Origin of the sequence: Corallococcus sp. CA053C (assembly GCF_003611675.1) — a bacterium.
GTDB lineage: Bacteria > Myxococcota > Myxococcia > Myxococcales > Myxococcaceae > Corallococcus.
Window position 1 is genome coordinate 19966 of the sequence record NZ_RAWA01000002.1, and the last position, 13701, is coordinate 33666.

Below are 13701 nucleotides of genomic sequence, written 5' to 3' on the forward strand. Positions count from 1 at the left end.
ATGGGACGACTGACCCCCATCAACTTCAAGAAGTGGATCGACGAGCACCGCCCGCTGCTCAAGCCGCCCGTCGGCAACCAGCAGGTGTGGGCGGACCGGGACTTCATGGTCACCGTCGTGGGCGGCCCCAACGCGCGCACGGACTTCCACGTCAACGAGGGCGAGGAGTTCTTCTACCAACTCGAGGGCGACATCACCCTGCGCGTCATCGACGAGGGGCAGGTGCAGGACATCCCCATCCGCGAGGGGGAGATCTTCCTCCTGCCGCCCAAGGTGCCGCACTCGCCGCAGCGCCCCGCGGGCACGGTGGGGCTGGTGCTGGAGCGCCGCCGCCAGCCGCAGGAGCTGGACTCCTTCCTGTGGCTGTGCCCGAAGTGCGGCGAGAAGCTCTATGAGGAGTCGCTGCACGTCACCAACCTCGTGACGCAGTTGCCGCCGGTGTTCGAGCACTTCTACGGCAACCCGGAGCACTGCACCTGCAAGCACTGCGGCACGAAGGTGACACGGGGTGGTGCGCCCAAGTGAAGGTCGACATCCACACGCACCTCCTCCCCCCGGAGCTGCCCCGCTTCGCCGAGCGCTTCGGCTACGGCGGCTTCATCACGCTGGACCACCACGCGCCCTGCCGCGCGCGGATGCTGCGGGACGACGGGAAGTTCTTCCGCGAAATCGAAAGCAACTGCTGGGACCCCAAGCAGCGCGTCGTGGAGTGCGACGCGCACGGCGTCCAGGTGCAGGTGCTGTCCACCGTGCCGGTGCTGTTCAGCTATTGGGCGAAGCCCGAGCACGGCCTGGAGGTGGCGCGCTTCCTCAACGACCACCTGGCCTCCTCGGTGGCCACGGCCCCGAAGCGCTTCGTGGGCCTGGGCACGGTGCCGCTCCAATCCACCGACCTCGCGGTCAAGGAATTGGAGCGCTGCATGCGCACGCTGGGCTTCGCGGGCGTGCAGATTGGCAGCCACGTCAACGACTTGAACCTGAGCGACCCGGCCCTCTTCCCCTTCTTCCAGGCGGCGAGCGACCTGGGCGCCGCCGTCTTCGTGCACCCGTGGGACATGATGGGTGAGGCGAAGATGGCGAAGTACTGGCTGCCGTGGCTGGTGGGGATGCCGGCGGAGGTGTCGCTGGCCATCTGCTCGCTCATCTTCGGCGGGGTGATGGAGCGGCTGCCGAAGCTGCGGCTCGCGTTCGCGCACGGCGGCGGCGCGTTCCCTGGCACGATTGGCCGCATCCAGCATGGCTTCGAGGTGCGGCCGGACCTGGTGGCGGTGGACAACCCGGTGGCGCCGCGCGACTACCTGGGGCGCTTCTGGGTGGACTCGCTGGTGCATGACACGGAGGCGCTGCGCGCCATCGTGAAGCTGTTCGGCGCGGACAAGGTGGCGCTGGGCAGTGACTATCCCTTCCCGCTGGGCGAGGACCGGCCCGGCACGCTCATCGAATCCCTGACGGACCTGGAGTTGCCGGTGCGCGAACGGCTGCTCTTCCGCAATGCCCTGGAGTGGCTGGGGCGCTCGCACGAGGACTTCGCACCATGACGGCCCCTGTCTACGAGAGCACCGACGCCTTCGCGCTGAACCTGGATGCCCAGGATCCGCTGCGCCCCTTCCGCGACGAGTTCCTCCACGTCGCCAGCGCCTCCGGCGCCCCGTCTGTCTACCTGGCGGGCAACTCGCTGGGGGTCCAGCCGCGCAAGGCGCGCAAGTACGTGCAGATGGAGATGGAGGACTGGGAGCGGCTGGGCGTGGAGGGCCACCTGCACGGCCGCCACCCGTGGCTGCCCTACCACGAGCTGCTCACGGAGCAGGTGGCGCGGGTCGTGGGCGCGCAGCCGCTGGAAGTCGTGGTGATGAACACCCTGTCGGTGAACCTGCACCTGATGATGGTGTCGTTCTACCGACCCACGCGCGAGCGCTTCAAGATCCTGATTGAAGGCGGCGCCTTCCCGTCGGACCAGTACGCGGTGGCGTCACAGGCGCGCTTCCACGGCTACGACCCGAAGGAGGCCATCGTCCGGCTGATGCCGCGCGAGGGCGAGGACACGCTGCGCCCCGAGGACATCCTCGAAGCGGTGGAGCGGCACGGCAAGGAGGTCGCGCTGGTGTTGCTGGGCAGCGTGAACTACCTCACCGGGCAGGCCTTTGATTTGCGCACCATCACCCGCGTGGCGCACGCGCAGGGCTGCAAGGTGGGCTTCGACCTGGCGCACGGCGCGGGCAACCTGAAGCTGTCGTTGCACGACGACGGGCCGGACTTCGCGGTGTGGTGCTCGTACAAGTACCTCAACGGCGGGCCGGGAAGCCTGGGCGGCGTGTTCGTGCACGAGCGGCACGCGCGCTCGCCGGAGCTGCCGCGCTTCGAGGGCTGGTGGGGCCACAACAAGGCCACGCGCTTCGAGATGGGCTCCACGTTCGACCCGCTGCCGGGCGCGGAAGGCTGGCAGCTGTCCAACCCGCCCATCTTCCAGTTGGCGGCGCTGCGTGCGTCGCTGGATCTGTTCGACAAGGCGACGATGGAGGCGCTGCGCGCGAAGAGCGAGAAGCTCACCGGCTACCTGGAGTTCCTGCTGGACCGGCTGCCCTCGGGGTTCGTCACCATCACCACGCCGAGAGATCCGAAGCAGCGCGGCGCGCAGCTGTCCCTGCGGTTCAAGGGCGAGCCCCGGCGCCTGCTGCAGCGGCTGTCGTCGGCGGGCATCATCTGCGACTTCCGCGAGCCGGACATCATCCGCGCCGCGCCCGCGCCCCTCTACAACACCTACCTGGATGTCTTCCGCTTCGTGAAGGCGCTGGAGGCCCATGCCACCGAATGAGTCGAAGCCCACGCTGACGGTGGTGGGAGCCGGGCTCGTGGGCTCGCTCCTGTCGCTGTACCTGGCCCGCCGGGGCCACACGGTGGAGGTGCTGGAGCGCCGGCCGGACATGCGCCGCGAGACGCTGGACGCGGGGCGCTCCATCAACCTGGCCATCTCCACGCGGGGCCTGCACGCGCTCCGGAAGGTGGGGCTGGAAGAGGAGGCGCTGAAGCACGCCATCCCCATGCGCGGCCGGGCCATCCACCCGGTGCAGGGGGCGCTGGCCTACCAGCCCTACGGCAAGGATGACTCGCAGCACATCAACTCGCTGTCGCGCGGCTGGCTGAACCAGTTCCTGATGACGCAAGCGGAGGCCACGGGGCGCGTGCGGATCCGCTTCCGCCAGCGCGTCACGCACGCGGACACGGCGGCGGGCACGCTGACGGTGGTGGACGAGGCCACGGGCGAGACGCGCCAGGTGCGGGACACGGTGGTGTTCGGCACGGACGGCTCCGGGTCCGCGGTGCGGCAGGAGTTCCAGACGCACCCGGGCTTCCACGCGACGCAGGAGCCGCTGGGGCACGGCTACAAGGAGCTGACGATTCCACCGGGCGAGGGCGGGCGCTTCCAGATGGAGAAGCACGCGCTGCACATCTGGCCGCGCGGCACGTTCATGCTCATCGCGCTGCCCAACGAGGACGGCAGCTTCACCTGCACGCTGTTCCTGCCGTGGCAGGGGCCGCAGAGCTTCGCGTCGCTCCAGACGCCGGAGGCGCTGGAGGCGTTCTTCCAGGAGCAGTTCCCGGACGCGCGAGCGCTCATCCCGGGGCTGGTGGAGGAGTTCTTCTCCCGGCCCACCGGGCACATGGTGACGGTGAAGTGCGCGCCGTGGCACGTGGGCGGGCGCACGCTGCTCTTGGGTGACGCGGCGCACGCGGTGGTGCCGTTCTACGGGCAGGGGATGAACTGCGGCTTCGAGGACTGCGTGGTGCTGGACTCGCTCCTGGAATCGCGGCCGGGCTGGGCGGAGGCGTTCGCCGCGTTCGAGGGGCTGCGCAAGACGAACGCGGACGCCATCGCGGACATGGCGGTGGAGAACTTCATCGAGATGCGCGACAGCACGGCGGATCCGCGCTTCCTGTTGGAGAAGGGCGTGGAGAAGGTGTTGCTCAACGCCTTCCCGGGCGAGTTCGTCAGCCGCTACACGCTGGTGAGCTTCAGCCGCGTGCCGTACCGGCTGGCGTATCAGGTGGGCACGCTCGCGGGCGGCATCGTGTCGGAGCTGGCGCAGGGGCTGAAGCGTCCGGAGGACGTGGACCTGGACGCGGCGGCGCGACTCATCCGGGGACGGCTGACCCCTTTCATGAAGGAGCACGCGGATGGATTTCGGGCTGAAGGGTAGGCGGGCGCTGGTGACGGGAGCGTCCTCCGGGCTGGGACGCGCCATCGCGGAGACGCTCTTGAAGGAGCGCGCGACGGTGGCCATCTCCTCGCGCGGTGGGGACAAGCTCCAGAAGGCGGCGAAGGAGCTGGGCGCGGCGCTGGCGGTGCCGTGTGATTTGACGCAGGCGGGGACGGCGCGCGCATTGGTGCGCGAGGTGACGGAGAAGCTGGGCGGCCTGGACGTGCTGGTGGTGAACGCGGGCGGTCCTCCGTCGGGAGGCTTCGAGGCCATCACCGGGGAGCAATGGCAGACAGGCTTCCAGAGCCTCTGGCTGTCCACGGTGGATGCGATTCAAGCGGCGCTGCCGGGCATGAAGGCACAGGGCTGGGGCCGCATCGTGCTGGTGACGTCCACGGCGGCGCGCGAGGCGATGAACAACCTCACGGTGTCCAACGGCCTGCGCGCGGGCCTGCTGGGGCTGGTGAAGAGCCTGAGCAATGAAGTGGGGCCGTATGGCATCACGGTGAACGCGGCGCTGCCGGGCTATCACGCGACGGACCGGATGAAGGACCTGGGCCTGTCCGACGAGAAGGTGGCGCCGAACATCCCCGCGCGCCGGCTGGGAAGGCCGGAGGAGTTCGCCGCGCTGGTGACGTTCCTGGCGTCGGAGCCGGCCGCGTATATCAACGGACAGTCCATTGCCTGTGACGGTGGAGCGCTGCGCGGGTTCTGAGGTGTCGTGTGTGGCTTCCCGGGGGGGGGAAGCCATGGACGCGACGGTACGGGCGGTAGGCCTGGGGTTGCTGTGCTGGATGACGGGGTGTGCGACGGGAGCGGGCACGGTGGTGGAGGGCAGCCTCCAGCCGCGTCACTTCCGGTTCGTCACCATCGTGGAGCAGACAGGACCGGGAGCGGATGGTTGGCAGGCGGCGTGCGTCCGGGTGCCACTCCGGCGCGATACCGGTGAGGTCTTCCTGTGCGAGCTTGGCATCGGAATGCCCCTGGAAACGAAACCCCTGGGGCCCATTCCCGTGCCGCTGGCTCAACGCATCTCAGCGGACTGCGCGAACCTCGCGGCCCAGAAGGTCTTCAGTGCAGCCACGCCCGTGACGGCACTGGGCCTTGCCTGTGAGGAATTCAGGAGCACCTTCAGGATTGCCCTCTCCGGGGCAGTCTCCGGCTCGCGGGTGGAGAGTGTGTGCCGGCCCGAGACCACCCCTGTTCGACCCAGGTTCCGAAAGCCATGACACCGTCCGCGGAGGAACTGCTTGCGATTGCGCGCCGCTACTGGCGTGAAGACAATCTCTACGACTTCCGGCTTGACCACAGTCCTGAGACCGACCGGTTCCAGGCGCTCTGGAGCGAGAAGCTCAAGGAGATCGACCGCTGGCGGTCGTTGCTCAATGAACTCCGGAGAGCACTCCCGGGCTACAGCATCGGGAATGGCACGGCGCCCGTGAACGGCGGTTACGGAGCCCTCGTCTATCCCCCGGGAGAGGAAATCCTGGACCGTCCCCAGATCAAGTGGATTCTCGTCGCCTACCTCAGCATCCTGGCCCCCGTGTACACGGTGTACAGCGTCCGCCGGAAGTTCATCGGGAAGCAGTTCATGGGCGCCAAGGCATTCATGAGCCCCATCCCCTTCGACCTGCGCGACGCAGCCAGGAAGGTCTCCCAGCGCATCGAGGCAAACTACGGAGCCACCGCGCTCCCCCTCGAAATCGCCCAGACCCCCGTCCCCCTCTACGTCCACTTCATGAAGCCGCCAGAGACCACGCTCTTCCACGCCCTCTTCACTTCCGAGCCCTGGAACATCCCCTGACGGGAAGAGGTGCAACGGAGGCCCGCATCCACTTCGCGGGCCCCCGCACGCGGGAGAGTCTCAGCCGTCCTTGACGACGTCGCCGACGCGCGACTCGCCCATCGCGGTGACGCTGGCCGTCGTGAACTTCGGCGCGAAGTGGCTCAGCAGCGTCTCCAGGAAGCGCCCGTGGTACGCCGCGTAGGCCTCCGTCGTGACGGTCTTGCCCTTCACCGCGATGATGGTGAACACCACCCCGGCGCCCGGCACCGTCGTCGGCCGGAACCAGGCCTGGTTCTCCAGCGGCGCCGTCGCGGACGTCACGTCGCCCTCGGCGTCGTAGCGCCAGCCCGCCACCTTCTTCGAATCCACCGCGCTCTTGAGTCCGTCAATCAAGCCCTGCGGGTCCGTCGTCGTCACGAAGATCGCCATGAGTGCGTGCTCCTTGGATGAGTGTCCGAGACCTTCAACCCGCTCCCCCCAAACATCCAGTTCTCGGAAGCGGGCCCCGTCCACCCTGTTCGACGCAGTGGGTCGGGACTTCTCCGCCCTAACAGAGAAGGCCGGTTGATTGTAGCTGGTGGATTTCTCAGGATTTGCGACAAAGTGCGCCGCCTTCGCCGGGAGGGGCATTCCGTGTCCAGACGTATCCGTTTCATCCGTGGGCTGTGGCTCATGGCGCTGCTGTGGGGAACCGGGGCCATGGCCCAGGGCAACTCGGTCATCACCGGGACGCTCCAGAGCGCGGAGGACAAGCGCCCGCTGGAGGATGTCGTCGTCACCGCCACCTCGCCCCAGTTGCAGGGTGAGCGCACGGTCGTCACCGACAAGAGCGGCCTTTACCGCATCCCCCAGCTGCCGCCCGGCACGTACACGCTGCGCATGGAGGGCCAGGGCTTCCACCCCTTCACGCGGACGGACATCCTGCTGAGAATCGACCGCACCATCCGCTTCAACGCGGAGCTGGTACCGGACGCGATGAACATCAACGTGGAGGTGGTGGGTACTCCGCCCAGCGTGGACGTGGGCTCCAGCGCCGCGGGCGTCACCGTGGACCAGGAGTTCATCCGCAACATCGCCGTCATCCGCCCCGGCACCAAGGGCTCCGCGTCCCGCTCGTTCGAAGGCCTGGCGGAGCTGGCCCCCGGCGCCACCGAGGACCGCTACGGCGTGAGCATCAGCGGCAGCAGCTCCCCGGAGAGCCAGTACGTCGTGGACGGCCTGTCCGTGAACGACCCGGGCGTGGGCACGCTGGGCACGCCCCTGTCCGTGGAGTTCGTCAAGGAGGTCAACATCATCACCGGCGGCTACATGCCCGAGTACGGCCGCTCCACCGGCGGCGTGCTCAACGTCCTCACCAAGTCCGGCTCCAACGAGTTCCACGGCTCCGTGTTCGCCAACATGGCGCCCGGCGCCCTGCAGACCTCCGGCAAGGAAGTCCTCCGCGAGGGCAGCGTCATCTCCGCGCAGGGCAGCGCCCACAACCTGGGCGACTTCGGCTTCGACCTGGGCGGCCCCCTCCTCAAGGACAAGCTCTGGTTCTACGTGGGCGTCGCGCCGTCCTTCAATCGCATCCAGGTGGACCGCCAGCTCTCCACGTTCGAAATCTGCACGGAGAAGGACGACAACGGCTGCAGCAAGGCGGGCGACCGCCGCAAGGACCTCACCACCGGCTTCTCCCGGGCGACGCCCATCGAAGGCACCCAGGTGAGCCGCTTCGCGGACGAGCGCAGCGTGCAGTACCTGGGCAAGCTCACCTACAACTTCAACCCCGACCACAGCCTCGCGGTGTCTGTCTTCGGCACGCCGCGCTCGTCGGGCGGCAGCGGCAAGTACGCCTTCAGCGACGACGGCGAGCCGGAGGTGTGCTCCAGCCTGTCGTGCACCAGCTTCGTGCAGGGCGCCTATGAGGCCATCGCCACGCGGCGCGAGAACAGCGCGCTGGACCTGGTGGCGAAGCAGTCCTCGTCCTTCTTCGAGAAGAAGCTGCTCGTGGACGCGACGCTCGGCTGGCACCACCAGGCCGACTCCACCCTCCCCTCGGACGGCTCCGGCCTGAGCTCCGGGGAGGGCCTGTCCGCGCGCTCCAACATCTTGTGGCGCCGCAACCGCAACCCCGGCCCCCACACCATCAACGAGTTCGAGACCCTGCCGAACGCCGACGCCTGCGGCACCACGCCCGCCGAGCAGGCCCTGCGATGCCCCGTCACCGCGTATACGACCGGCGGCCCCGGCACCATCAGCATCCAGCGCCTGGACCGCGTGCAGGGCAAGGTGATGGGCACCTACCTGCTGGAGGCCCTGGGTCACCACATCTTCAAGGCCGGCGCGGACATCGAGCGCATGAGCTTCTACAACAACCGCGCGCGCACCGGCCTCGCGCCCCTGCAGGAGTGCACCGGCGGCGACTGCTTCACCAGCCCCAACCAGTACGGCTTCCTGGAGGCCCCGGACCGGCCGGTGTTCCTCACGAGCAAGGAAGGCACCTCCACGTCCACCACCGTGGGCGGCTTCATCCAGGACAGCTGGTCGGTGCTCGACAAGGTCACCGTCAACGCGGGCCTGCGCTACGACGTGCAGACGCTGTACGGCCTGGACGGGGAAGTGGGCCTGCACCTGCCCAACCAGTGGTCCCCGCGCCTGGGCGTCATCTACGACCCGACGCAGGCGGGCCGCGCCAAGGTGTTCGCCAACTACGCGCGCTTCTTCGAGAACGTCCCCCTGGACATGGCGGACCTGTCCTTCCCGCAGCAGCAGCTCCTGTCCGCCACCTACAACACGCCCCCGTGCACCCCGTCGCGCGAGGGCTCGCTGCTCACCGAATGCGACCTGGACGCCAACCGCCGGGCCATTGGCAGCCGCGAGAGCCCCAACCAGCTCTGGGACGCACAGGGCGGTGACCGCGTTCCGGTGGATCCGCAGATCCGCGCGCAGTCCGCGGACGAGTTCGTGCTGGGCGGTGAGTACGAGCTGCTGGCGTCCAGCCGCGTGGGCGTCACGTACACCAAGCGCTACCTCAACGACGTCATCGAGGACATGAGCCGCGACGACGGCAGCACCTTCTTCCTGGGCAACCCGGGCAAGGGCTACTCGGAGGACTTCCCGCTGGCGAAGCGCGAGTACGACGGGGTGAACGTCTACTTCCAGCGGGCCTTCACCGACGGGTGGCTCGCCCAGGCCAGCTACACCTGGTCCAACCTGCGCGGGAACTACTCCGGCCTGTTCCGCGCGGACACCGGGCAGTTGTCCCCCAACCTCACGCGCGACTTCGACCTCTTGACGCTCACCGTCAACCGCGAGGGCCAGCTCCCCGGCGACCGCACGCACTCCTTCAAGGTGTTTGGCGCGAAGGAGTTCGTCATCGGGCCGCGCACCAGCGTCAACGTGGGCGGCAACTACCGGGCGCGCTCGGGCTCGCCCATCAACTACCTGGGCGCCAACCCGCGCCGCAGCGGTTCGGAGACGTTCATCCTGCCGCGCGGCAGCGCCGGCCGGCTGCCCTGGGTGCACGGCGTGGACGGCCACGTGGGCCTCAACCAGCGGCTGGTGAAGGACTACGTGCTCACGGTGTCGCTGGACGTCTTCAACCTCTTCAACTTCCAGCAGTACACGGACGTGGATCAGACCTTCACGACCTCGCGCGTGTTCGCCATCGAGCAGGGCGGAACGCCGGCCGACCTGAGCGCGTGCCTGGATGCGCTCAGCAAGGACTGCAAGGTCCTCTCCACGACCACGAACGCGCGCATCACCTCGCAGGAAATCAACCCCAACTTCAAGCGGCCCACCGCCTACCAGGCACCGCGCGCCATCCGTCTGGGCGCGAAGCTGAGCTTCTAGGCACCCGCCCGCACCCAGAGGACACCCACGATGAACCTTCGATGGATGGCAATCAGTGCAGCCCTGGCGGGCGCGGTCGTCACCGCCGGGGCGTGTGGCAGCGAACCGGAGCCCGTGTGCGTGGTGGCTCGCGCCGTGTCGGACAGCTCCACCGGCTCGTTCGCCACGACGTACCAGCTCAAGCAAGGGCAGAACCCGGATCAGGTGTGCGCGCGGCTCAAGCCGGAGGCCGTGGGCCTGCAGAAGTACTTCAGCCAGGCCCCGGAGGCCCCCGACACGGTGGGCGTGCGTAGCACACGGCTGGGGCAGCTCTTGCGGGACTTCGCGAAGCGGCTTCCGGCGGGGGCCTCGGACACGGCCACGGCGGTGGGACCCTTCACGTCGGAGACGCCGGCGGCGGACCACTTCTGCTCGGTGACGGAGCTGACGCCCACGCGGCTGCAGGTGCCGCAGTCCACGGCGCCCGACGGCGGCGTGCTGCCCGCGCAGGACTTCGGCTACACGTGGAGCAACCTGCGCATCTACAACACGCCGGAGATCCCGGGCACGCAGTACACGTCGGACCTCACCTACACGGAGAACGGCTGCACCGCCGAGTACACCGTGAAGGGCATCTGGCCGGTGGTGTCGTGCCGGGGCTCGGACGCCGGGCCGGACGAGGCGCGGTGCGACCCCTACGCGGATCCGGACGCGGGACGGCTGCGCGGCTCCGGCATCAACCCGCTGTTCCCCGTGAAGTGCGACCCGGACGCGCTCATCTGCGTGCTCACGGGTGAGGTGCCGTCGGCGCCGTGAAGCCAGGGCTTCCGGGGCGCAGCGCGGCGGGCAGGTCCCGGAAGTCCTTCACCAGCCAGTCCGGCTGTTCGCGCACCAGGATGTCGCGCGGGAACGAGGTGGCGACGGCGACACACGCCGCGCCCGCGGCCCGCGCGGCCCTCAGGCCCGCCACCGCGTCCTCGAACACCACGCACCCGGACGGCGCCACGCCCAGCGCGGAGGCCGCCTTCAGGTACACCTCCGGGTGCGGCTTGCCCTGGACGACGTCCGTGGACGTCACGCGCACGGGGAACAGGTCCTCCAGCCCCACGCGCGCCAGGGCCAGCTCCGCGTTGTCCGCCAGCGCGCTCGTGCCCAGCGCCCAGGGCACGCCCGCCTGCTGCAGGGAGCGCAGGTAGGCGCCCACGCCCGGAACCGCGAACACCGGCTCGTTCACGAGCAGCCGGTGGAAGGCCATCTCCCGGTCGTACGTGAGGGCCTCCACCTCTTCGTCGCTCAGCATCGCGCCGAACCACGCACGCAGCGTCTCCCCCGCGCGCCGGCCGTTGGTGGCGAGCAGCTCCTCCCGCGTGGGCACGTAGCCCCGCTCCCGGGCGAACGCCTCCCAGACGCGGTAGTGCAGCTCGGTCGTGTCGATGACCACGCCGTCCAGGTCGAAGAGGACGGCGTCGAAGGGAGCGATGTTCGAGGTCGATGAAGACATGGAGGCTCGCGCTTTCTCGAAGATCCACACGGCAAAGTTCCACACGGCAGCCACTTCAACCCTATTCACGGGGGAGGCCCGGGGCGCGGCATTCGCCCCCACGGGAGACGCCCGGCATGCAAGCAGCCGAGGGGATGGCTTGCGGGCAACCCCTCTGAAAAGCACGGTTCCGAGTGAGGTGGGGGGTGGCGGGGCTCGCCTGGCCGGTCCAGCACCGACCGACCCGTTGTAGGCTCCCCCGGAGGTCCATGCCGCCCCCCAAGAACCCCGCCGAATTCTCCACCACCGCCGTGCGCACGCAGGGCACGCCCACGCAGGCCGCGCACCCCGTGCCCGCGCTGACGCTCATCGGGCATGCCCAGCCCCAGCGCATCGGGGAGCGGCTCCTGCTCGAAGGGCTGCTGTCGGCGGAGCGCTCCGTTTCGCTGTCGCGCAATGCCCCGGACTTCAGCCGGCCCGGCGGCGTGCTGTCACTGCCGCTGGGGGATCCGTTCCTCAGCCGCACGCCGGTGCGCTTCGAGCCCGGGGTGCGCGGCGGGGTGCGCCTGCTCGTGCCGGAGGACGGGACGCCGGTGCTGGTGGGCGGCGAGCCGGTGAAGGGCGGGCGCGAGTTCCCCGCCGAGGCCCTGGCGGCGGGCGTGCCGCTGGTGCTCGCGGGGCGTGTCGCGCTGCTGCTGCACCGGGCCTCGTCCCGCGCCCCGGCGCCGAACTCCGCGGGCTCCGCAAGCTCCGGCGACCTGGCGGCGCTGGGCATGGTGGGCGACAGCGAGGGCATCCAGCGCGTGCGCGAGGACGTGCTGCGCGTCGCCGACCTCCAGGTGCCCGTGCTGGTGCGCGGCGAGACGGGCACGGGCAAGGAGCTGGTGGCCCGGGCGCTCCATGCGCAGGGGCCCCGGCGCACGGGCCCCTTCGTCAGCGTCAACCTGGGCGCCCTGTCGAAGGACCTCATCGCCGCGGAGCTGTTCGGCGCCCTGCGCGGCGCGTTCACCGGCGCCACGCGCGACCGCGAGGGCTTCTTCCGCGCCGCGCACGGCGGCACCCTCTTCCTGGACGAGGTGGCCGAAGCGCCCCCGGAGGTCCAGGCGGCGCTCTTGCGCGTGCTGGAGACGAGCGAAGTGTATCCGGTGGGCGGGCACGCGCCCGTGCGCGTGGACGTGCGGCTCGTCACCGCGACCGACGCGGACCTGGAGGCGCGGATCCGCGACGGCCGCTTCAAGGCGCCGCTGCTGCACCGGCTCGCGGGCTTTGAAATCGCGGTGCCGCCGCTGCGCGAGCGCCGCGAGGACATCGCGTCGCTGTTCCTCCACTTCGCCCGCCAGGAGCTGGAGTCCACCGGCGAGGCCGGGCGCCTGACGTCCGAGGACGCGCGGGCCGAGCCGTGGCTCCCCGCCGCGCTTGCCGTGCGGCTGGTGCGCTCCGCGTGGCCCGGCAACGTGCGGCAGCTGCGCAACGTGGCCCGTCAGCTCGTCATCGGCAGCCGGGGGCTGCCCGGGCTGCGCGTGGACGCCCGGCTGGAGCAGACGCTGGACGCCGACGCCCTGCCCATCCCCGGACAGCCCCTGGCCCTGGAGGCGCCCTCGCCCGCCGACGGCGCCCCCGACGGAGCGCGCGTCCCCGTGCGGCGCAAGCCCGCGGACGTGAGCGAGCAGGAGGTGCTGGAGGCCTTGCGCGCCTGCGCGTGGGACCTGAAGGCCACCGCGGACTGGCTGGGCATCCCGCGCTCCTCCGTGTACGTGCTCATCGACAAGAGCTCGCTGCTGCGCACCGCGCGCGACCTGAGCCCGGAGGAGATCACCCGCTGCTTCCATGAGTGCGAGGGGGACCTGGACCGGATGGTGCAGAAGCTGGAGGTCTCCCGACGCGCGCTCCAGCGCCGCGTGCGCGAGCTGGGGCTGGAAGGCACCTGAGCTGACACGTCAGGCGCGCGCCATGACGCGCCAGGGACGTGTCCGGACCTCCGTGCCAGGGAGACTCCGATTGGAATCTTCCGAGCGTGGCCGCAAAAGCCTGCGCGCTGGTACGTGGGCTGCAATGCTGGGGGGCCTATGGCCAACATCACAGTCGACCTTTCCACGACCCCCATCAGCTATGCCCCCGGCCCCGAAGTGAAGCAGGGGGACACGGTGACCTTCACCCTGGGCAGCCTCCCCAGCTCCACCGAGGCCACCGTCACGTTCACCGACGGGACCTGCCTCACCGTGGCAGGCCCGTACCAACTGGGGGGCACCCACGCCATCGCGACGTCGCCGCTGACCGTCTCCAACACGGCGCAGAAGCGGCCCTACCCCTTCGACGTGGTCATCACCAACGCCCCGAAGGACCGCAAGGTCGGGCCGGGGGAGCATGACCGCAAGAACGGCGGCATCGACGTGACGAGCGAACCGCCGAAGGAAATCCGGTAGCTC

At 69.7% G+C, this 13701-nt stretch carries 12 protein-coding genes; 10 read left to right on the forward strand and 2 right to left on the reverse strand.

Translation table 11 applies throughout. The features are described 5' to 3' along the window. The 6 genes from nbaC (at position 1) to D7V97_RS45620 (ending at position 6000) form a co-directional block, all read left to right on the forward strand. Positions 1 to 525 carry a 3-hydroxyanthranilate 3,4-dioxygenase gene (nbaC, locus tag D7V97_RS00445; protein ID WP_120608582.1) on the forward strand — a complete coding sequence of 175 codons (525 nt, stop codon included), beginning with the start codon at positions 1 to 3 and terminating at the stop codon, positions 523 to 525. After that, a complete protein-coding gene (locus tag D7V97_RS00450; RefSeq protein ID WP_120608583.1) occupies positions 522 to 1538 on the forward strand; it encodes an amidohydrolase family protein in 1017 nt (338 codons plus the stop codon). Before nbaC ends, D7V97_RS00450 begins: the two co-directional genes overlap by 4 nt. Beyond that, positions 1535 to 2812, forward strand: a complete 1278-nt coding sequence (kynU, locus tag D7V97_RS00455; RefSeq protein ID WP_120608584.1) for a kynureninase — start codon at positions 1535 to 1537, stop codon at positions 2810 to 2812. The genes D7V97_RS00450 and kynU overlap by 4 nt, the downstream gene beginning before the upstream one ends. After that, entirely contained in the window at positions 2799 to 4196 is a 1398-nt protein-coding gene (locus D7V97_RS00460; protein WP_120608585.1) for an NAD(P)/FAD-dependent oxidoreductase, read from the forward strand. Before kynU ends, D7V97_RS00460 begins: the two co-directional genes overlap by 14 nt. Next, positions 4174 to 4911 (forward strand): SDR family oxidoreductase, encoded by a 738-nt coding sequence (locus D7V97_RS00465; RefSeq protein ID WP_120608586.1) that lies wholly within the window; start codon positions 4174 to 4176, stop codon positions 4909 to 4911. The genes D7V97_RS00460 and D7V97_RS00465 overlap by 23 nt, the downstream gene beginning before the upstream one ends. Before the next feature lie 510 nt (positions 4912 to 5421). Then, entirely contained in the window at positions 5422 to 6000 is a 579-nt protein-coding gene (locus D7V97_RS45620; RefSeq protein WP_233582425.1) for a hypothetical protein, read from the forward strand. A gap of 60 nt (positions 6001 to 6060) precedes the next feature. Here the strand turns inward: D7V97_RS45620 and D7V97_RS00480 are convergent, their stop codons facing one another. Continuing rightward, a complete protein-coding gene (locus tag D7V97_RS00480; protein ID WP_120608588.1) occupies positions 6061 to 6411 on the reverse strand; it encodes a hypothetical protein in 351 nt (116 codons plus the stop codon). A 204-nt stretch (positions 6412 to 6615) separates the two neighbouring features. Between D7V97_RS00480 and D7V97_RS00485 the strand changes: the two genes are divergently transcribed. Next, positions 6616 to 9816 (forward strand): TonB-dependent receptor, encoded by a 3201-nt coding sequence (locus D7V97_RS00485; protein WP_120608589.1) that lies wholly within the window; start codon positions 6616 to 6618, stop codon positions 9814 to 9816. A 45-nt stretch (positions 9817 to 9861) separates the two neighbouring features. Then, positions 9862 to 10611, forward strand: a complete 750-nt coding sequence (locus tag D7V97_RS00490) for a hypothetical protein (protein WP_233582426.1) — start codon at positions 9862 to 9864, stop codon at positions 10609 to 10611. On the opposite strand, the gene D7V97_RS00495 is transcribed toward D7V97_RS00490, so the two are convergent. Continuing rightward, positions 10583 to 11296: an HAD family phosphatase gene (locus D7V97_RS00495; protein ID WP_120608629.1), complete on the reverse strand. Its 714-nt coding sequence runs from the start codon at positions 11294 to 11296 to the stop codon at positions 10583 to 10585. The two genes, D7V97_RS00490 and D7V97_RS00495, sit on opposite strands and share 29 nt — an antisense overlap. Before the next feature lie 248 nt (positions 11297 to 11544). On the opposite strand from D7V97_RS00495, the gene D7V97_RS00500 reads away from it, so the two are divergent. Next, positions 11545 to 13203: a sigma 54-interacting transcriptional regulator gene (locus D7V97_RS00500; protein ID WP_120608591.1), complete on the forward strand. Its 1659-nt coding sequence runs from the start codon at positions 11545 to 11547 to the stop codon at positions 13201 to 13203. A 138-nt stretch (positions 13204 to 13341) separates the two neighbouring features. Then, on the forward strand, positions 13342 to 13698 hold the full coding sequence (locus tag D7V97_RS00505) for a hypothetical protein (protein ID WP_120608592.1): 357 nt from the start codon (positions 13342 to 13344) through the stop codon (positions 13696 to 13698). Positions 13699 to 13701: the final 3 nt, after the last annotated feature.

Bases quoted from the DNA above. Each gene is read 5' to 3' on its own strand.
- nbaC (WP_120608582.1), top strand. From the start codon at position 1: ATGGGACGACTGACCCCCATCAACTTCAAGAAGTGGATCGACGAGCAC.
- kynU (WP_120608584.1), top strand. From the start codon at position 1,535: ATGACGGCCCCTGTCTACGAGAGCACCGACGCCTTCGCGCTGAACCTG.
- D7V97_RS00460 (WP_120608585.1), top strand. From the start codon at position 2,799: ATGCCACCGAATGAGTCGAAGCCCACGCTGACGGTGGTGGGAGCCGGG.
- D7V97_RS00465 (WP_120608586.1), top strand. From the start codon at position 4,174: ATGGATTTCGGGCTGAAGGGTAGGCGGGCGCTGGTGACGGGAGCGTCC.
- D7V97_RS45620 (WP_233582425.1), top strand. From the start codon at position 5,422: ATGACACCGTCCGCGGAGGAACTGCTTGCGATTGCGCGCCGCTACTGG.
- D7V97_RS00480 (WP_120608588.1), bottom strand. From the start codon at position 6,411: ATGGCGATCTTCGTGACGACGACGGACCCGCAGGGCTTGATTGACGGA.
- D7V97_RS00490 (WP_233582426.1), top strand. From the start codon at position 9,862: ATGGCAATCAGTGCAGCCCTGGCGGGCGCGGTCGTCACCGCCGGGGCG.
- D7V97_RS00495 (WP_120608629.1), bottom strand. From the start codon at position 11,296: ATGTCTTCATCGACCTCGAACATCGCTCCCTTCGACGCCGTCCTCTTC.
- D7V97_RS00500 (WP_120608591.1), top strand. From the start codon at position 11,545: ATGCCGCCCCCCAAGAACCCCGCCGAATTCTCCACCACCGCCGTGCGC.
- D7V97_RS00505 (WP_120608592.1), top strand. From the start codon at position 13,342: ATGGCCAACATCACAGTCGACCTTTCCACGACCCCCATCAGCTATGCC.